The organism is Marinibium conchae (assembly GCF_015595035.1).
Classification (GTDB): Bacteria; Pseudomonadota; Gammaproteobacteria; order Enterobacterales; family Alteromonadaceae; genus Glaciecola.
In genome coordinates this window covers 62,103-80,897 of record NZ_JADNRN010000004.1, presented here as the reverse complement: position 1 = coordinate 80,897, position 18,795 = coordinate 62,103, and the positions used below count along the sequence as shown (strand labels likewise).

The window sequence follows — 18,795 nt, the reverse complement described above, 5'->3', positions numbered from 1 at the left end:
TTTTGTCATTGCGGATAGGGGGTATGACAGTGATGGATTCAGAAGTTATTTTGTGTCTTTTGGATACGATTTAAAAATTCTCTAAACACAGAATAAAAAAGAAGTAACTCGCACATGGATTGGTGCTTATGTCGCTATTGCCACATGGTCGAGAATGCTTTTATGAAAATAAAAAATACAAAGCAATGGTATCTTTAGCATTTTGAATGATCCTGCTACCGATGAGTGTTGATTGAACTATGAACAAAGACCAACGCGCTACAGTCTCGAAAATTTTAATAGTCGTTTATAAAAACTGAAAAATGCCGTTTTTCAAGCTATTGAAAACTTGTTATTCTTGCTGACGTATTTAAGTTGCGCAAAATTTAAGCTTGACATCAAAGAACTTGCAAGGCATTTTGTCCAAGGTAATAAGACAAAAAATATCAAGGACGAGATAAATTATGTTTTCTATGCGAAAATTATAGCTATTCCGGTATTAGCAATTACCGCTTTCTTAGCTCATTCAGCTCAACAGAACCTAAATAAAGAAACGCCAAACTCTTTAAAAGACTTACCCTCTTATGTGAACAATTTCGAGATTGAAATCCCTAATCCAGGTGGCGGAGGCGGTGGCGTCGGTCGCACAGAAATTGGTCTAGTACCCGACTATATCGAACGCCAAAACGTAGAAGAGCGTCTTAAGCCATTCGGCGAGAATTTACTGGGTGATTCGTTGGATATTAAAACAGGCGTTGTGAGTTTTAGTAATACTGATATTAGTATCCCGGGTAATTTTTCAATTCCAGTATCGTTTACTCGAACCAGAGGCAGTACCTATGTTACTGGGACTTCTGACCACGCAATCGATTATGCTAGATTGCCTCTACGTATATAGATCCAGATGGTAGAGAAATAACCGCTACCACCAGAACTTATCAGCTTGGTTATGCATCTATTCAACATACTAAGATTAAATTTACGGGCAATATGACAGATAAAACTGGTACAAAGAGTAGTGCCGATATTTCTGCACTGGCAACAAGAATGGAAGCACAAGTAGAATCCTCTTTCAGCGGCAGCGATGGCAACAGTACTTGGACTACTGATGCGGTCATATCTACTGGTAATGCTCCTTCCAACGGTGAGCACGAAATAAATATTCAGCCTTCTTCTTTTTTCTCAGCACCTGGTGTCTTAGGGAATGTGGACAAAATAGGGGGTAACCAAATTAACATTAACGACTCTATATCGTCGCTGACTCCAACTAGTACAAATTCAAACGCTAGCTTTGAACGAACAGCAGCTCATGAAGTTGGTCATGCCGCAGGACTACGGCATGGGTCTGGTGGCTTGATGGAGCAAACACGAAATAGTAATAGTCTAGAGATAAATAAGTCGCAAATAAAAGATATTGTTGAAAACAACTAATGAGGATTCCTATGCTAAAAATCAAAGTTCTTTCAATTTTTATTCTGTTTTTTTCTGTTTTCACTAAAGCAAGTGAACACATCAGTTTAACCCTTGATTTACAAAGTGGCTTTACAGGTCAAGACGTAGAGATTTTTATTAATGATATAAAGGTTTTAGAGTTAACAGAGATAGAATCTGATCCAGTTCTAGATCTTGCACACTCTTTCAAAACTGAAATAAAGGAAAGAGGTTATGTTACTGTGAAAGTTCTCGCTGGGGATAGCAAAACCGAAATTTGCATTGAGGTAACAGAAGAGCAATATTTAGGAATTGAAAGGTCTATAAATGGAAAATTAGTGCATACACTATCTTCCCATCCGTTTCTTTATGATTGATTTTGTTCTTATTATTCGGTGGGATTGTTCGCTAAGGTTAAGTTAGGTTCGTAGAAATTTGATTGCAAAATTACAAGAAAATAATTAGACACCCACATTAAGAAGGGAAAGAAAATAAAGGGGTCAGTGTCATTAACGATATTGTAAATCAGTTTTTTGAAAAACTGGGATTAAGATAAAACCTAAAACATGGCAAGAGCATCGCACTGAGATGCAAAGAAATAACTGGACACCCATCATATTGATTTTTAAAAAGTCGCTTATATGAAATTAAAAACATGGTAAGAACACCGCAGTGAGATGCGACAAGAAGACCGCCGAGAATGGCTACAAGTGGTAGCGATATCAATTGGCGTGAAAGCAGCAGGCGCACTGCTGGCATATCTCATAGCTTAACAAAACAAGCAACGGGATCTTAACCGGTTTGGTCATAATGGAAAGCGGGAGTTGATGATTTCGGTTCCCGCTTTTTTACTGTTTTTATTGTCACACATAACGCATGGTGGCCATGCTAATGAAAAGCAGTTACTTATTGGGCTGAGCGTGGTGGCAAGCATCGTTTTTAAATTATCAGAGTGGTAGCAAGATGGTCTTCAACACTTAACTGGCGAGGCTTTAACATGGTGCACGCTTATTAGATGTATACGTTCAATTTAGGTGGCTGTGCTGGGCGAAGCGAAAGACAAAACACTTTCTTTTTAATGGCGATGCGTTTGGCTAACCCATTCAGAGTGATGGGCAAATGGTGAAATTTTTATTCGCGCGTAGCGTATTTTTTTTGTTCTAGCTGCCTGTCTTTTTTACTTAGCCGCTCTCTTTCTTCTTGTTATAACGCGCCCAGTCGCCCATTAGCAAGGAAGTGATACGTTTGCTAGGCAGTTCATAAAAGACGGTATTATTTGATGGCATGGGTCGACCCCATAGATAAAAAACGACGTTATGAGTACATGTTCATTTTTTTAGTTTTGCTTTGTACTACTATGATATAGAGTACTCTTCTAGGTTAGATTTGAATGTGTCTTTCACAGCAAGATAAGTTGATACAAACCCTTTAAACAATTAATTATACAGCAATCCATTAGCTCAGAAAAAAGTGTTCACTGGTGTGTTCAATGTTTTTTTTCGATAATTTGTTTTTTTGGTTTGAACTTTGCTGGTCAAGCCCCATATAAACAATCATAAGTAAACACAAGAGAGAAATATGACGACTGAGCAATCCAACCTCAGAACGATGCCAATTTTGGCGCTGCGCGACGTGGTGGTTTATCCACACATGGTCATCCCTCTGTTCGTTGGCAGAGAGAAGTCTATCCAATGCTTAGAAGCTGCTATGGAAAACGATAAGCAGATATTCTTGGTTGCGCAAAAAGACGCTGCCGTTGACGAGCCTAGTACTGACGAAATATACACCGTTGGCACAGTCGCAACGATATTGCAATTGCTCAAGCTACCAGACGGCACGGTCAAAGTACTTGTTGAGGGTAATCAACGAGGCAGTATTGAAGACTACCTCGATGTTGAGCCTTTCTTTACTGGTCAAATAGTTACATTGAGTCCAGAGCTTATTGACGAGGCTGAAGAAGAAGTGTTAATTCGCTCTGCGGTCTCACAATTTGAAGGATACGTAAAACTTAATAAAAAGATACCACCAGAAGTCCTGACTTCACTCAATGGCATAGAAGACGCAGCAAGGCTTGCCGACACAATGGCTGCTCACATGCCACTGAAGCTTGTCGAAAAACAAAAAGTACTCGAGATGGACGTCATTGTTGAGCGCTTGGAGTATTTGATGGCATTAATGGAGGGCGAGATCGACCTTCTACAGGTTGAGAAGAAAATTCGCACCCGCGTTAAGAAGCAAATGGAAAAAAGCCAACGTGAGTATTACCTCAATGAGCAAATGAAGGCGATTCAAAAAGAGCTCGGCGAGATGGATGATGCGCCTGATGAATTTGAAGCACTTGCTAAAAAAATTAACGAAGCAAAGATGCCAGCAGATGCTAAAGAGAAAGCGGATGCAGAGCTTAATAAGTTGAAAATGATGTCGCCGATGTCGGCGGAAGCCACCGTGGTTCGTAGTTATATTGACTGGCTCACATCGGTTCCATGGCATAAACGCAGCGTCGTAAAGAAAGATCTGGCTAAAGCAGAAGCGGTGCTTGATAACGACCATTATGGACTAGAAAAAGTCAAAGAACGTATAGTCGAATATCTTGCGGTTCAGCAACGTGTGAAAAAATTAAAGGGGCCGATACTTTGTTTGGTAGGTCCTCCTGGTGTTGGTAAAACTTCTTTAGGCCAATCAATCGCAAAAGCAACAGGGCGGAAATATGTTCGCATGGCGCTAGGCGGCGTGAGAGATGAAGCTGAAATTAGAGGGCACCGCAGAACATACATAGGTTCCCTACCGGGTAAGCTGATTCAAAAGATGTCGAAAGTAGGGGTTAAAAATCCGCTATTTTTGCTAGATGAAATAGATAAAATGTCGTCCGATATGCGTGGCGATCCGTCGTCTGCGTTATTAGAGGTATTAGATCCTGAACAAAATTCGAGTTTTAGTGACCACTATTTAGAAGTTGATTATGATCTCTCCGATGTTATGTTCGTCGCTACGTCCAACAGCATGAACATTCCTGGTCCTCTGTTAGATAGGATGGAGGTTATTCGACTTGCAGGTTATACAGAAGACGAGAAGCTCAATATAGCGACACGTCACTTAATATCTAAGCAAATGTCCAGAAATGGCCTCAAAGACAAAGAGTTATTAATAGAAGAGTCAGCAATAATCGGCATTGTACGTTATTACACTCGTGAAGCCGGAGTGAGAAGCTTAGAGCGTGAAATTTCAAAGATTTGCAGAAAAGCAGTTAAACACATATTGCTAAACAAAGGCAGCAAGCAAGTTGTGGTAAATCAAGAGAACCTAAAAGAGTATTTAGGTGTTCAACGCTATGACTATGGCAAAGCCGACAAAGAAAACCAAATTGGTCAGGTAACAGGCTTAGCATGGACGCAGGTTGGTGGAGACTTACTCACAATCGAAACGACCTCGGTTGTTGGTAAAGGGAAAACGACCTTTACTGGATCACTCGGAGACGTTATGCAAGAGTCGATAAAGACAGCGATGACGGTTGTTAGATCTCGGGCTGATAAATTGCGTATCAACGAAGATTTTCACGAAAAACGCGACATCCATGTTCATGTACCAGAAGGCGCGACGCCGAAAGATGGCCCGAGCGCAGGTATTGGAATGTGCACCGCTTTAGTTTCATCGCTCACTGGAAACCCAGTTAAATGCGATGTTGCTATGACCGGTGAAATAACCTTACGCGGAGAAGTGCTCGCCATCGGCGGTCTTAAGGAAAAGTTACTTGCAGCTCACAGAGGCGGAATAAAAACCGTCGTTATTCCAAAAGACAATGAAAGAGACTTGGAAGAGATCCCAAAAAATGTGATCGGCGACCTTGATATACACCCTGTAAGGTGGATAGATGAAGTACTCAGCATTGCTCTACAAGAGCCGGTGGAGAGTATCGAACTGCCGTCATAGCCAAGAAAACGTTTACATAATCACGTCGGTTGTTCATAAAATCGACGTTTTTTGTAAAAAAAGTGCGATTTTTTAGCTTTTTTTAAATTTTAGGGCTTCAAATGCTCTGTAGTTATGCTACCTTTAGACTGTACTCGCTTAAGGCCTTGTCACGAAAGGGATAGCAAGCGATTTACTAGGAAGTTAAAAAATTGTTAATCATTGCTTGAAGTTCCACTTCAAGATTGTTATAACTTTTAGACAATATAAATTTGCATTAAGCAATATAATAAAAAACAAAGAGGATCAATATTGTGAACAAGTCTCAACTAATCGATACAATTGCTGCTAGCGCAGATATTTCTAAAGCTGCAGCAGGTCGCGCATTAGATGCATTCACGGACGCAGTTACTTCTGCACTTAAAGATGGCGACCAAGTTGCTCTTGTCGGTTTTGGTACATTCTCAGTTCGTGAGCGTGCTGCACGTAGCGGTCGTAACCCACAAACTGGTGAGACTATCCAGATTGCTGCTGCTAAAGTACCTTCGTTCAAAGCAGGTAAAGCACTTAAAGACGCTGTGAACTAAAAACATTAGTTTTACATTGAAAAAGGCGATGGCTAGTCCATCGCCTTTTTTATTTTTATACGCTAAAAGGACTTGTAATAGTCGCGTAATACCCCATCTCAATGTATACTAATCGCCTTTAAATTTAGGTAGTCCTGAGGCACACAGCAAGCTAGCGGTGTCGAATAATAAGCAAGTTATACAAGGTTGTTTTAACTCATGTTAGAAAGAATTAGAGAAGGTTCACAAGGGCCTTTAGCCATGACAATTGTCGGCTTAATCATTATTAGTTTCGCAGTTACTGGTGTCGGTAGTTATTTAGGCTCGTCTACTAGCGAGGCCGCTGCTGTTGTCAATGGCGAAGATATCACCGTGCAAGAAGTAGAAGTTGCATATCAGAATCAAAGAGCTCGAATGGAACAGCAGTTTGGTGAACAAATCGCATCTGCTTTTGCTAATGAGACCTACCTGGCGAATTTTAAGTCACAAGTACTCGAACAACTCATATCCGAAAAGCTCGTAGAGCAAAAAGCAAATGAAATGGGTTTAAGGGTGAGTGACGAGCAAATAAAAGAAGCTATTTTTGACATCGATGCCTTCAAGATTGCAGGTCAGTTCGACAATGATACCTTCAAAGCTATACTTCAGCGTCAGGGTTTCACGGCAGTTTCTTTCAGAGATTACATGCGCCAGCAAATGACCACTGAACAATTAAGTACCGCCTTAACAGCTTCTAGTTTCAGTTTAGAAGACGAAGTGGCAGAGGTGCTTAAGCTTCAACAACAAAAACGCGATGCGCAAACACTAGAGGTAAATGCTGCAGACTTTGCTGGCGACATTGAGTTGAGTGATGAAGAAATCAACGATTATTATCAGGCTAATTTGTCTAACTTTGATACTCAAGAAGAAGTTAAACTTGCTTATGTGAGCTTGTCTGTTGAAGATCTTATGGCAAATGAAAGCGTGACTGAAGAAGAAGCTCGCCAGAATTATCAAGATAACATTGCTGCATATCAAACCATAGAAGAACGACGCGTTTCTCACATACTGATTGAATTTGGCGATGACGAGGCTGCTGCCGAAAGTAAAGCTGAGGCGGTATTAGCAATGGTAAATGAAGCTGATGCAGACTTCGCAACGATTGCAGCTGCTGAGTCTGCTGACATCGTCAGTGCTGAAGAAGGTGGCGATCTTGATTACATCGTGAAAGGCGATTGGAGTGAAAGCTTTGAAGAGGCTGTTTTTGGCTTGGAAAAAGTAGGTGACACAACAGGCTTAGTTAAAACTGAGTTCGGTTTTCACATAATCAAATTGACAGATCTTAAGCCTCAGGTAACAACGCCTTTTGAAGAGGTTCAGGAAGAGTTAACGGCATTACTATTGAAAGACAAAGCAACGGATACTTTTTTCAGCTTACAAGAAGAAATTGCAAGTGCTGCATTTGAATCACCAGATAGTTTAGAGGAAGTGTCTAACATCTCCGGTCGACCGATTATTCAAACGGCTTTTTTCTCTAGTGGAAATTATCCTGCTTCGGTTAATTATCCTCAGGTAGAGAATGTTGCCTTTAGTTCGGAACTCATTGACGACAAAGTAAACAGCGATATCTTACAGGTAAATGACGAAAAGATTTTAGTCGTTCGTGTAGCTGAGCACAAACCGCAACGTACGCTTGCCTTGGAAGAAGTAAAGGCTAGTATTACAACGCAGTTGTCGGCAGAGAAGACACAGCAAGCTGCGCTAGATTGGACTGAAGCATTGAAACAGAAGCTATTGAACGGAGAGAGCGTGTACGACACGCTAGCTGCCAAGTCTTTAGAGTGGAATGAAGTAAGCGGTATAGAACGTTTTGCCTCCTCTCTTCCGAGTGAAATGACTAAATCTATATTTAGCCTAGCGCCAGCAGCAGGGCAAGATGTTGATGTTGTATCACTTGCAAACGGAAATGTTGGACTGGTTAAATTAACTGCTGTAGAAGCGGTTGATGAAATTAAAGCGGAAGACATTGAAGCAACATTGCAGGGGCTAGCAAATAATAATAGTCGTCAGAGCTATGACAGCTTTGTTGCTGCGCTGGTAGATGAAGCGACGATTGAACGTATCACTCGCTAGTATCATTCGTTAGCTAAACGATTACTAACAAAAATACCGTCCTCATTGAGGGCGGTATTTTTTTGTCTATAGTTCGTGTAGTGAAGTTACTTATCTTGAATACGTCACAAAGTCTATTGTCTTAAGTGTTGGCGACTGGCAACTCTCAATGTAGTTAGAGCAAAACCATCAGTAATGTGAAGGAAGCTAAGATGGTTGCTGATATGACGATGATATAAATAAAGCCTTGCTTGCCTTGTGCTAAGCTGTGGCCGCGGCTTTTTAGAAAGGCAATCCACAACAAACAGAGTATGACAGGTATTAAAAATAAAAACTTAAACAACTCGGCGACTCCTTTTGAGCGAAAAAAGAAAGTGCATATACAATAAGTATAAACAACATTTCATACTTCGTGCACCTACGATATGTTTCTTACGTGCTCGCTCAATAAAGGGAACAATTTTTATAGATTTATTGCGCAATACATAAGCTGCAACTCATAGGCTTTTGATACCCAAAATCAAGGCAAAAAAAACGCCATCATAAGATGGCGTTTTGGTATTTTGTAAAATATCGCCTCTAAGCGCTTAGCAAAGAGAAATATTTTTAAAGTGCGTTAACTTGTGCGTTAAGGCGACTCTTATGGCGTGCAGCTTTATTTTTGTGAATAAGGCCCTTAGTAGCCATACGGTCAAGCACAGGCACTGCTGCATTCAACGCTGTTTGAGCTGCTTCTTTATCACCAGCTTCGATAGCTGTAAGAACTTTCTTGATGGACGTACGAGTCATGGAGCGACGGCTTGCATTATGCTGGCGACGCTTCTCAGCTTGAATTGCACGTTTCTTAGCAGACTTAATGTTAGCCAAGGTGTAACTCCTAAATAAATTCATGTCAAAATTGAGGGTGCGGATTATCCAGTTTTTTGAAATGTCTGTCAATCGAAATGGTGAAATAAGCCTAAAATAACTATAAAAATGCGTCATTGTATAAATATTTTAGATGGGGTTGTTTTTTTGTTTGTCGACTAAATCATAATCCAGCACAGTTAGAATTATTTAGCTATTTTCAATTACTATATCATTTTCAATACTTTGCAGGTGCTTAGTGTTTGCTTTAGGTGCCATAAAAGTGCGACTATAGCCATCTTTGCTCTCAGATATAACAAGGTCCATTTACATGCTCAAGTCAGGTATCGTCGTTAGTTCAATGACATTCTTGTCTCGTATATTGGGTTTAGTTCGAGACGTGGTAGTGGCAAATTTTTTAGGTGCTGGTGCCGCGGCAGACGTATTCTTTTTTGCCAATAAAATCCCCAATTTTCTTCGCCGCTTGTTTGCTGAAGGTGCCTTTGCGCAGGCCTTTGTACCCGTGCTCACCGAAGTCAGAGCGCAAGACGACCCGCGGGTAATGCAAGACTTTGTTGCCAAAGTATCAGGTACCTTAGGCGCCATTGTTTTTATCACGGCGATTCTAGGCGTTATTTTTTCACCCGTGCTTGCAGCCATCTTTGGTGGAGGGTGGTTTGTCGATTACGTAAATGATGGTGATAAGGCAGATAACTTTGTGCTGGCCTCGCAAATGCTGAAAATTACCTTTCCTTATATCTTTTTTATTTCTTTGGCGGGTTTAGTCGGGGCCGTACTTAATACGCTTAACCAGTTTGCTGTCGCTGCATTTACTCCCGTTTTGCTAAATGTGAGCATTATTGTTTGTGCTTTGTTTTTGGGGCCGATGCTCGACACGCCAGCATTTGCATTGGCGTGGGGCGTGTTTTTTGGCGGCATTGTCCAGCTTGGTTTTCAATTACCTTTTTTGTATCGCGCAGGATTATTGAAACGTCCGCGGTGGGGTTGGAAGGACCCAAATGTGACCAAAGTACGCACATTGATGATCCCTGCATTATTTGGTGTCTCCGTCAGTCAAATTAATTTGCTACTTGATACGCTAATTGCAACTTTTCTCGATCTTACGGGGTCAATTAGCTGGCTTTATTATAGCGATCGGCTTCTGGAGTTTCCGCTAGGCCTATTTGGAATCGCTATCGCGACTGTTATTTTGCCCACCTTATCGCGAAATCATGTTGGTAAAGATGCGAATGCGTTTAAAAATAATCTCGATTGGGCCTTAAAAATCATTTGTTTACTCGGCATTCCCGCCGCTGTTGCATTAGTGCTGATAGCTGAGCCATTACTCATGGTGATTTTCCAGCGAGGCGAATTCAGCGTAAACGACGCCAGAATGGCTTCGTACAGTCTCATGGCCTACGGCAGTGGTCTACTTAGCTTCATGTTGATTAAAATTTTTGCGCCAGCTTTTTACTCTAGGCAAGATACTAAAACACCCGTGAAATACGGCATCATAACAATGGTGGCGAACATGGTATTGAATCTTATTCTAGCTATCCCTTTCGGTTATGTTGGACTGGCTATGGCAACGGCCTTATCGGGTACGCTAAATGCGCTATTGCTATACATTCGCCTACATCGCACGGGCGTATACCAAGTAGAAATGGCTACGCTGTTGTTTATTTGTAAGGTTGCTTGCAGTTCAATAGCAATGGCACTGTTGTTGATGTATTTGAACGCCAAAATTGATTGGGCACAGTTAGCCTTGTTAAATAGAATAATAGAGCTGCTAATGCTAATTGGCTCAGCTGTACTCCTCTACTCATTGTGCTTATTATTCTGCGGTATTAGGCCAAAAGAGTTGTTGGTAAAAAAATAAAATAAATTCAGCAGTTATGTCTCTTCCCATTGGTATTCATGCTGGGGTCGGCTATAATCTGCGCTTTTGAAAATGAAAGCGATAGCGAGGCAGTTTGGAGTTAGTTCGGGGTTTACATAATTTACGCGAAAAACATCGCGGCTGTGTGCTTACAATCGGTAAGTTCGACGGTGTTCATAAAGGGCATCGCGCAGTGTTGTTGAATCTTATTGAAAAAGCGAAAGAACGAAGCCTACCTGCCACTGTTATGATTTTCGAGCCTCAGCCTGAAGAGGTATTTGCGAAAGAAAATGCACCAGCTCGGCTATCTCGTTTTCGCGATAAATATGAGATGTTTAAAGAGTTGGGTATTGACCGCCTTGTTTGTGTACGCTTCAACCCATCTTTTTCGCAAATGAGTGCTGATGAGTTTATCCATGATTTGCTTGTACGTGCATTGGGCGTTTCGTTCTTGGTGGTTGGAGATGACTTTCGTTTTGGCTGTAAAAGAAAAGGTGACTTTTCATTACTAAAACAAGTGGGTCAAAATGAAGGGTTTGATGTGGTAAGTACCGCAAGCTTTCGTTTGTCTGATTGCAGGATCAGCTCTACCGAAGTTCGAAATGCGCTGAGCGCTAGCGAATTTGCTAGGGCAAAAGAAATGCTTGGTCGAGAGTACACTATATCTGGTCGCGTGAACCATGGCGACAAAAAAGGCCGAACCATTGGTTTTCCAACCGCTAATGTATTGCTAAAGCGTTGTAAGTCACCCGTAAATGGTGTCTTCGCGGTGAAAGTGACTATTGCTGAGCGTAGCTATTTTGGCGTTGCTAATGTAGGGCACAGGCCGACAGTAAACGGCATACGCTCGCAGCTTGAAGTGCACATTTTTGACTATAACGCTGATCTCTATGGTGAATATATTGAGGTCGCTTTCCTCATGAAGATTCGAAATGAGCAAAAATTTAAAGACTTTGCTGAGTTGCATAGGCAAATAGAAATCGATGCGGCAAAGGCGAGAGAAATAACATCAAATATCAAGGGATAAACGAACACTGTTTAGGCCCTATACAAGAGCATTTGCTCTGACTGACAATTAATACAGATAACAAGAAGTGGAATACCAGACATGACTGATTATAAACCTACGCTTAACCTGCCTGAAACTGGCTTCCCTATGCGTGGTAACTTGGCAAATCGTGAGCCACAAATGCTAAAAAAGTGGACTGAGAAAAAGCTTTATCAGAAAATCAGGGAAGCGAAAGCGGGTAAAACACCCTTTATTCTTCATGATGGTCCTCCTTATGCTAATGGCGATATCCATATTGGCCATGCAGTTAACAAAATTCTAAAAGACATTATAGTGAAGTCAAAAACCTTGTCTGATTTTGATTCTCCTTATGTGCCGGGCTGGGACTGCCATGGTCTGCCAATCGAACTCATGGTTGAGAAAAAGGTTGGTAAGCCTGGAAAAAAAGTATCTGTTGCTGAATTTAGAGAAAAATGTAGAGCATACGCAGAGCGACAAATAGATGGTCAACGCAAGGATTTTATACGTTTAGGCGTATTAGGTGACTGGCAAAATCCATATAAAACAATGGACTTTCGTTCAGAGGCCAATATTATTCGCGCCTTAGGCGACATTGTTGAGTCAGGACACTTGGAAAAAGGTTTTAAACCAGTTCATTGGTGTACGGATTGTGGATCAGCATTGGCGGAAGCGGAGGTTGAGTATCAAGACAAAGTTTCACCGGCAATCGATGTGAAATTTGTCGTCGATAATAACCAAGCCTTTGCTGACGCTTTCAACGTAGATGTTGATTCAATTAATAATAGCAAAACGTCCGTTGTTATCTGGACAACAACTCCTTGGACTATTCCGGCAAACAGAGCGATAAGCTTGCATCCTGAGCTTAGCTATGAGCTAGTAGAGGTAAGTCTGGATAATGACGTCGAAAACTATATTCTAGCTGCTGATCTTGTGGAACAATCGATGACGCGTTATGGCATCGAGAACTTCAAGGTGTTAGCAAGTTGCAAAGGAAGTGACTTAGAACGCCTTAGCGTTCATCATCCTATCAACCCTATTCAAGTGCCACTAATACTCGGCGAGCATGTTACTACTGAGTCTGGAACTGGCTGCGTTCATACTGCTCCAGCACACGGTGTCGACGACTTCAATGTAGGCAAAGCATACGACATTGAAGTGTATAATCCGGTTGGTGGCAATGGTGTGTATCTCGATAATACTCCTTTGTTTGCCGGGCAACACGTATTTAAAGCAAATGACAGCATTATTGAAGTACTCAAAGATAAAGGCGCGCTGGCTCTCAACGTTAAGTATGAGCATAGCTATCCACATTGCTGGCGACATAAATCTCCCATCATCTTCAGAGCTACACCTCAGTGGTTCATTAGCATGGATAAAAAGGGTCTGCGTGATGCTTCAATAGAACAGATTCATCAGACTAAATGGATCCCAGCTTGGGGTGAGAGTCGAATAAAAAGCATGGTCGAGGGTCGTCCTGATTGGTGTATATCGCGTCAGCGCACGTGGGGTGTGCCAATTGCCTTGTTTATACATGAACAAAGCGGAGAATTGCACCCAAACACTGCACAGATCATTGAGAAAGTTGCGCAAGCTGTTGAGACAAAAGGCATTCAGGCGTGGTGGGATATCGATAGCGCTGAGCTTTTGGGTGACGATGTAAATGATTATGCAAAGGTAACCGACACTCTCGACGTTTGGTTTGATTCAGGAGTGACACATTACTTTGTCGTCGATAAACGCGATGACATTCCTGCGCCTGCCGACCTCTATCTTGAGGGTTCGGATCAGCACCGCGGGTGGTTCATGTCTTCGTTGATGTCTTCTACTGCGATTAATGGGCATGCTCCTTATAAAGAGGTACTTACTCATGGCTTTACGGTCGACGCGCACGGCAAAAAAATGTCGAAGTCGTTGGGCAATGTTATTGCTCCTCAAGAGGTCACGAATAAGTTAGGTGCAGATATTCTTCGCTTATGGGCTGGTTCAACAGATTACCGTGGAGAAATGACAGTCTCTGATGAAATCTTAAAGCGGTCGGCCGACGCCTACAGGAGAATAAGAAATACTTGTCGATTCTTATTGGCAAATTTAAACGGGTTTAATCCTGCTACAGATATCGTTCCTTTTGAGGACATGGTTGAGTTAGACCAGTGGGCAGTGGCAAAAGCAAGTGAGGTTCAAGAACAAATTCTAGCTAGCTATGAGCAATATGACACTCTCATCGTTTGCCAAACGCTAATGCAATTCTGTTCGATAGAGATGGGTAGTTTCTATCTTGATATTATTAAGGATCGACAGTACACAGCTAAAACTGATGGCTTGGCACGACGCTCCTGTCAAACTGCGCTGTATCATATCGCCGAAGCTTTAGTGCGTTGGATGGCACCTGTGATGAGTTTTACTGCACAGGAAGTCTGGGAAGCCATGCCTGGAGAGCGTGACGAGTTTGTGTTTACTGGGCAGTGGTATCAAGGCATGCCAACAGATAATGAGGTGAGTTCTACATTTGATAACGCATTCTGGCAGTCTGTAATGGAAGTAAAAACCCAAGTGAATAGCGCCTTAGAGAAGGCTCGTACCGACAAGGTAATAGGAAGCTCACTGGAAGCTAAAGTAGTGCTCTATGTGAGTGATTCGAGAGCTGAGCTACTTGCCAAACTTCAAGATGAGTTACGTTTCGTGTTAATTACATCCGAAGCAGAAGTGAAACCTTTATCAGAGAAAACCGTTACGGCTGTTTCTCTTGATCATGATGACATTTTTGTTGATGTGCTAGTAGCTGACGGCGAAAAATGTGTACGTTGTTGGCATCACAAACCTGAAGTAAATTCAGATCCTAAACACCCTGAGCTATGTAACAGATGTATACAAAATATCGAAGGCGAAGGAGAAGTACGTCACTATGCCTAATATTATTAGCGGCACAGGTTTACGGTTTTTATGGATATCGGTGATTGTATTCGTATTAGATCAATGGACTAAGTACACTATTGTTGACACCATGTCGCTGTATCAGTCGATTGAAATAATGCCATTTTTTAATTTTACCTATGTACATAATTACGGTGCAGCGTTTAGTATTTTATATGATGCAGGAGGCTGGCAACGCTACTTTTTGAGTGCTGTTGCATTGGCAGTCAGTGCGGTTATTTTATGGTGGTTGAAAGGTACTAGAAGAGATCAATTACTGCTTCCCGTGGCATTCTCGTTTATATTAGGGGGTGCTTTAGGCAATGTTTATGACCGCATGTTACACGGTTATGTTATTGATTTTTTGGACCTTTATTACGGAAACTATCATTGGCCGGCGTTTAATATTGCAGATTCAGCGATATTTATAGGCGCTGCTTTGTTGATTATTGATATGTTTAAAAACAAAGAGGCGGACGAAAATGACGACTGAGTCATTAGCTATTGGCGACAATTGTGAAGTAATTCTTCATTTCGATTTGAAGCTTGAAGATGGTTCTGCGGCGGATAGCACGCGTGTTAACAACAAACCAGCAAAAATGGTTATGGGTGACGGCAGTCTTACAAAAAACTTTGAAGATTGCTTGCGCGGCTTGAAGATAGGCGACAAAAAAGCCTTTGAGCTTAACGCCGACGATGCTTTTGGTATGCCTAATCCTGATAATGTTTACCATGTCGATAGAAGCAAGTTTACCGCAGATACACCTGTTGAAGAGGGAATGATAATAGCCTTTGCACAGCCTGATGGAAGTGAGCTTCCAGGTGTTATCCGCAGTGTCGCTGGGCACTCTGTGACCGTTGATTTCAATCACCCACTTGCAGGGCAAAACCTTGTGTTTGATGTTGAAATAATTGATGTAAAACAGCTTAAGGCATAATAAAATGCAAATTCATTTAGCAAACCCTCGAGGATTCTGCGCTGGTGTTGACCGCGCTATTACCATTGTAGAGCGAGCACTTGAAATGTTTGGGCCGCCTATTTACGTTCGTCATGAGGTAGTGCACAATAAGTTCGTCGTCGACGGGTTAAAGGATCGCGGGGCAGTGTTTGTCGATGAGTTAGCTGAAGTTCCAGATGATACTATTGTGATTTTTTCAGCTCACGGTGTGTCTCAAGCAGTGCGAACCGAAGCTGATGCTCGAGGACTGAAAGTATTTGACGCAACATGTCCACTTGTTACTAAGGTACATATGGAAGTGATGCGAGCAAGCAAGCGCGGCGCGGAATGTATTCTGATTGGGCATCAAGGTCATCCTGAGGTTGAGGGGACAATGGGGCAATATTATAATAAAGAAGGTGGTATTTACTTAGTCGAGTCGCTTGATGATGTGGCGTCTCTCGAAGTAAAAAACCCCAATGATCTTTATTATTGCAGCCAGACAACCTTGTCGGTCGACGATACCGCAGATGTTATTGAGGCCCTTCGACGAAAGTTCCCGAATATAGATGGTCCGCGTAAAGATGATATCTGTTATGCTACGCAGAATCGACAAGATGCAGTGAGGGAGTTAGCTTCCGATTGCGATGTTTTACTAGTCGTCGGCGCTCAAAACAGTTCTAATTCGAATCGTCTACGAGAGCTAGCTGAAAAAATTGGTGCCAAAGCACATTTAATCGCTGATGCAGACTGCATTCAAAAAGGGTGGTTGGATGGCGTTGATGCAATAGGTGTAACTGCCGGTGCGTCAGCTCCAGAAGTTTTGGTCCAAGGTGTAGTAGATAAATTAATGTCTTGGGGCGCAGTTAAGTCGTCTGAACGCCCAGGAAGAGAAGAAAGTATAGAATTTGCCGTGCCAAAAGAGCTACGCATTAAACAACTTTAGGTTATAATTTGGTCGTTTTTTGCTGTTGCATCCTTGTTTTTAAAGGCCTAGAGCAGCGGAGTCGGAATTTCTAATATTACGACCAGTTTTTATACCTTTTTAATACGTTAGACTCATTCAAAATAACCAATTGGACACGGACATAGTTTAAAGTGATGCCATGGAAAAGCTATTTGTGAAAACGATGAAGGCAAAGAATAACAATGCGGTTTACCAGTTAACCAAGCGAAAATCCCAGTTCGGCGTTGGCATGGTAGAGGTGCTCGTTACCCTATTTATCCTGTCGGTCGGCCTTTTGGGCGTGGCCTCGCTTCAGTTTGTTGGCTCGTTCTCGAACGCCGACGCCTTGAACCGAACTCAGGCCTTATTTGTCGCGCAACAGTTTAGTGAACGATTAATCGCAAACGCTATCCCGTCTGACGAAACTGACGGTTTTATTGTTGATAATGCGTACTTCGACAATGATATATATAATTTTAGTACTCTTACCTGCTCAACTTCGGGCGCCTTGCCCTATGACTGTTTCTGTAAAACCCATCCAGCTGAAATTCCAAACTGTCAGACCGGTGATTGTAGTTCAAGTGAACTGGCTCAATTCGACGCTTATCAAATGTCATGCGCGACGGTCATGTCAAACCCCAATGCGACTATCAACCTTTCCTGCCAAGATAAGGATAATGGTGATACAGATTTATGCACTGCGGGCTCAATACATGAAGTTATCGTGCAGTGGCCAGTAGAAAACTGGCAAGGACAAGAACGTGTTGAAAATCCGAAGTGTAATACAAGCTCCACGGATTCGAACGATTGTGTCGTCATTGAGGTAGCGTTATGAGGAAGTTCTTGGTCAGACACAACAAGCAGAGTGGCTTTACCCTAATCGAGCTCATGATTTCATTGGCGTTGGGTTTAGTCATCGCAAGTGCTGTGATACAAGTGATGGTGAGTAACCAAGTCACCGAAAAGCTAAACAGGGCCGTCGCTTCTACCCAAGAAAGCGGGCGCTTCATTATCAATCGATTGCGCAGCGAGATGTTAATGGTCGGTCTGTACGATCAATTGAGTCCTAATATAAATACTAGTGTCGACATCGTCGATGAAAATGTATTCGTACGTAATAATCCGGTGATTTTGCCAGGCACCTTTGCTGTCAGAAATGCGCTCGGCTCCATACAAGGCGCGAGCGGTGCAAATGATACTTTGGTTGTGAGTCTGCAGGGCTCACAGGACTGCAGAGGTTATAATCTAGGCTATTTGAATGATGATGAGTTTTACGTTGTAAATGAATATTTTGTGTCAGATAACAGATTACGCTGCAGAGGTTTTGATGGAAGGTATCTGAGAGGGCAGAAAGCAGCAGAGGGGCATAACTCGCACAATGCAATTACCATTTTAGACGATGTTGAGAGTTTCCAAGTGACTTATGGGGTTACTAGCATGGCCGCAACAAACGGTTCAGCAATTCCAACACGTTTCGTAACCGCCGATGGCATTCAAAATGAGATTGACAACGGAAAGCTGATTGTTGCAATTAGAATAGCTATCGTTGTTAAAGGAGATAGTGAGATTTCGATGGACAAGAAGGCTTCATTTAAATTATTGAACGAAAATTCTTTCACGGTGAGTGATTTTGGTTTGTACAAATCATTTGAAACCACGATTACATTAAGAAATATGAAAAATTTCGTAAGGAGTAGCGCATGATTAAGCAGCAAGGTTTGGTGATGGTGTTTGCCCTGTTAGTACTAATGTCGCTCACTATTCTGGGCGTAGCGTCGGTTTCTAGCGGTCTAATGCAGACAAAAATGGCAGCATCTATGGAGCGGAAATCTTTTGCATTCGATGCTGCTGAAGCAGCTATTGCGGGTGTTGTATTTGAATCTGAAGACGAGTCTTTGCTATCAGACCCACTTAAGAGCGATCCTCTTTCAGAAGCGCGTCAGCTTAATGCAATAGACTTGGTTAACGATGAGCTAAGCTGTTTTGATAATAACCGAATAGACAGATTTATCACCGACGACGGTTTAACTCGCGGTAGAATGCATGTTGATAATGGTAACTTTCGTACAAATCCAGAGACTAGAAGTTGGTCCAAAAGCGCTTTCGTAAGGGAAGAGGCGTGTCGTGGCTCGAGCAATGTCATCGGTGGCAGCAACATTAGCTGTCATATATTTCTTGTCAGAGGTTGTGGTCAAACAGTAGGAAGTAACTTTGCTGTTGCCAATACCATAAGTGCGGCCGTTTTCGCACCAGCATCTAATTGAGGTAAGGAC

The 18,795-nt window shown here is 42.1% G+C and carries 16 protein-coding genes; 15 read left to right on the top strand and 1 reads right to left on the bottom strand.

Features of this window, described 5'->3' with window-relative positions; translation table 11 throughout:
- The first annotated feature begins 337 nt into the window (after nucleotides 1–337).
- The 6 genes from ISG33_RS15235 to ISG33_RS15210 all read left to right on the top strand — a co-directional run bounded on the left by ISG33_RS15235 (nucleotide 338) and on the right by ISG33_RS15210 (nucleotide 7,994).
- Nucleotides 338–877 (top strand): hypothetical protein, encoded by a 540-nt coding sequence (locus tag ISG33_RS15235; RefSeq protein WP_195734505.1) that lies wholly within the window; start codon nucleotides 338–340, stop codon nucleotides 875–877.
- Nucleotides 859–1,410: a matrixin family metalloprotease gene (locus ISG33_RS15230; protein WP_370545344.1), complete on the top strand. Its 552-nt coding sequence runs from the start codon at nucleotides 859–861 to the stop codon at nucleotides 1,408–1,410. The genes ISG33_RS15235 and ISG33_RS15230 overlap by 19 nt, the downstream gene beginning before the upstream one ends.
- Before the next feature lie 11 nt (nucleotides 1,411–1,421).
- Nucleotides 1,422–1,787 (top strand): hypothetical protein, encoded by a 366-nt coding sequence (locus ISG33_RS15225; protein ID WP_195734503.1) that lies wholly within the window; start codon nucleotides 1,422–1,424, stop codon nucleotides 1,785–1,787.
- Nucleotides 1,788–2,988: 1,201 nt separating this feature from the next.
- Entirely contained in the window at nucleotides 2,989–5,337 is a 2,349-nt protein-coding gene (gene lon, locus ISG33_RS15220; RefSeq protein ID WP_195734502.1) for an endopeptidase La, read from the top strand.
- Between the two features lie 293 nt (nucleotides 5,338–5,630).
- Nucleotides 5,631–5,903, top strand: coding sequence for a nucleoid-associated protein HU-beta (hupB, locus tag ISG33_RS15215; RefSeq protein ID WP_006009977.1), 273 nt, complete (start codon nucleotides 5,631–5,633; stop codon nucleotides 5,901–5,903).
- 198 nt (nucleotides 5,904–6,101) lie between these two features.
- Entirely contained in the window at nucleotides 6,102–7,994 is a 1,893-nt protein-coding gene (locus ISG33_RS15210; RefSeq protein ID WP_195734501.1) for a SurA N-terminal domain-containing protein, read from the top strand.
- 585 nt (nucleotides 7,995–8,579) lie between these two features.
- Here ISG33_RS15210 and rpsT read toward each other — a convergent pair.
- Nucleotides 8,580–8,840 carry a 30S ribosomal protein S20 gene (gene rpsT / locus ISG33_RS15205; RefSeq protein ID WP_195734500.1) on the bottom strand — a complete coding sequence of 87 codons (261 nt, stop codon included), beginning with the start codon at nucleotides 8,838–8,840 and terminating at the stop codon, nucleotides 8,580–8,582.
- Nucleotides 8,841–9,150: 310 nt separating this feature from the next.
- On the opposite strand from rpsT, the gene murJ reads away from it, so the two are divergent.
- From murJ to ISG33_RS15160, 9 genes are all read left to right on the top strand, one after another.
- Nucleotides 9,151–10,698, top strand: coding sequence for a murein biosynthesis integral membrane protein MurJ (gene murJ / locus ISG33_RS15200; RefSeq protein WP_195734499.1), 1,548 nt, complete (start codon nucleotides 9,151–9,153; stop codon nucleotides 10,696–10,698).
- A 94-nt stretch (nucleotides 10,699–10,792) separates the two neighbouring features.
- Nucleotides 10,793–11,725: a bifunctional riboflavin kinase/FAD synthetase gene (ribF, locus tag ISG33_RS15195; protein WP_195734498.1), complete on the top strand. Its 933-nt coding sequence runs from the start codon at nucleotides 10,793–10,795 to the stop codon at nucleotides 11,723–11,725.
- An 81-nt stretch (nucleotides 11,726–11,806) separates the two neighbouring features.
- On the top strand, nucleotides 11,807–14,638 hold the full coding sequence (ileS, locus tag ISG33_RS15190) for an isoleucine--tRNA ligase (RefSeq protein WP_195734497.1): 2,832 nt from the start codon (nucleotides 11,807–11,809) through the stop codon (nucleotides 14,636–14,638).
- Nucleotides 14,631–15,131: a signal peptidase II gene (gene lspA / locus ISG33_RS15185; RefSeq protein WP_195734496.1), complete on the top strand. Its 501-nt coding sequence runs from the start codon at nucleotides 14,631–14,633 to the stop codon at nucleotides 15,129–15,131. The genes ileS and lspA overlap by 8 nt, the downstream gene beginning before the upstream one ends.
- Nucleotides 15,121–15,576: an FKBP-type peptidyl-prolyl cis-trans isomerase gene (gene fkpB, locus ISG33_RS15180; protein ID WP_195734495.1), complete on the top strand. Its 456-nt coding sequence runs from the start codon at nucleotides 15,121–15,123 to the stop codon at nucleotides 15,574–15,576. Before lspA ends, fkpB begins: the two co-directional genes overlap by 11 nt.
- Nucleotides 15,577–15,580: 4 nt before the next feature.
- Complete coding sequence (ispH, locus tag ISG33_RS15175; protein ID WP_195734494.1) at nucleotides 15,581–16,522, top strand: 4-hydroxy-3-methylbut-2-enyl diphosphate reductase; 942 nt, start codon at nucleotides 15,581–15,583, stop codon at nucleotides 16,520–16,522.
- A gap of 184 nt (nucleotides 16,523–16,706) precedes the next feature.
- Nucleotides 16,707–17,357: a prepilin-type N-terminal cleavage/methylation domain-containing protein gene (locus ISG33_RS15170; RefSeq protein WP_370545343.1), complete on the top strand. Its 651-nt coding sequence runs from the start codon at nucleotides 16,707–16,709 to the stop codon at nucleotides 17,355–17,357.
- Complete coding sequence (locus tag ISG33_RS15165; protein ID WP_195734493.1) at nucleotides 17,354–18,226, top strand: PilW family protein; 873 nt, start codon at nucleotides 17,354–17,356, stop codon at nucleotides 18,224–18,226. Before ISG33_RS15170 ends, ISG33_RS15165 begins: the two co-directional genes overlap by 4 nt.
- The gene (locus ISG33_RS15160; protein WP_195734492.1) at nucleotides 18,223–18,786 is read left to right on the top strand and encodes a pilus assembly PilX family protein; all 564 of its coding nucleotides are present in this window, start codon (nucleotides 18,223–18,225) and stop codon (nucleotides 18,784–18,786) included. Before ISG33_RS15165 ends, ISG33_RS15160 begins: the two co-directional genes overlap by 4 nt.
- Nucleotides 18,787–18,795 lie beyond the last annotated feature (9 nt).

What these genes read in the sequence shown, in the direction of transcription:
- ISG33_RS15225 (WP_195734503.1), top strand. Translation starts at nt 1,422, where the DNA reads ATGCTAAAAATCAAAGTTCTTTCAATTTTTATTCTGTTTTTTTCTGTT.
- lon (WP_195734502.1), top strand. Translation starts at nt 2,989, where the DNA reads ATGACGACTGAGCAATCCAACCTCAGAACGATGCCAATTTTGGCGCTG.
- ISG33_RS15210 (WP_195734501.1), top strand. Translation starts at nt 6,102, where the DNA reads ATGTTAGAAAGAATTAGAGAAGGTTCACAAGGGCCTTTAGCCATGACA.
- murJ (WP_195734499.1), top strand. Translation starts at nt 9,151, where the DNA reads ATGCTCAAGTCAGGTATCGTCGTTAGTTCAATGACATTCTTGTCTCGT.
- ileS (WP_195734497.1), top strand. Translation starts at nt 11,807, where the DNA reads ATGACTGATTATAAACCTACGCTTAACCTGCCTGAAACTGGCTTCCCT.
- lspA (WP_195734496.1), top strand. Translation starts at nt 14,631, where the DNA reads ATGCCTAATATTATTAGCGGCACAGGTTTACGGTTTTTATGGATATCG.
- fkpB (WP_195734495.1), top strand. Translation starts at nt 15,121, where the DNA reads ATGACGACTGAGTCATTAGCTATTGGCGACAATTGTGAAGTAATTCTT.
- ispH (WP_195734494.1), top strand. Translation starts at nt 15,581, where the DNA reads ATGCAAATTCATTTAGCAAACCCTCGAGGATTCTGCGCTGGTGTTGAC.
- ISG33_RS15170 (WP_370545343.1), top strand. Translation starts at nt 16,707, where the DNA reads ATGAAGGCAAAGAATAACAATGCGGTTTACCAGTTAACCAAGCGAAAA.
- ISG33_RS15165 (WP_195734493.1), top strand. Translation starts at nt 17,354, where the DNA reads ATGAGGAAGTTCTTGGTCAGACACAACAAGCAGAGTGGCTTTACCCTA.
- ISG33_RS15160 (WP_195734492.1), top strand. Translation starts at nt 18,223, where the DNA reads ATGATTAAGCAGCAAGGTTTGGTGATGGTGTTTGCCCTGTTAGTACTA.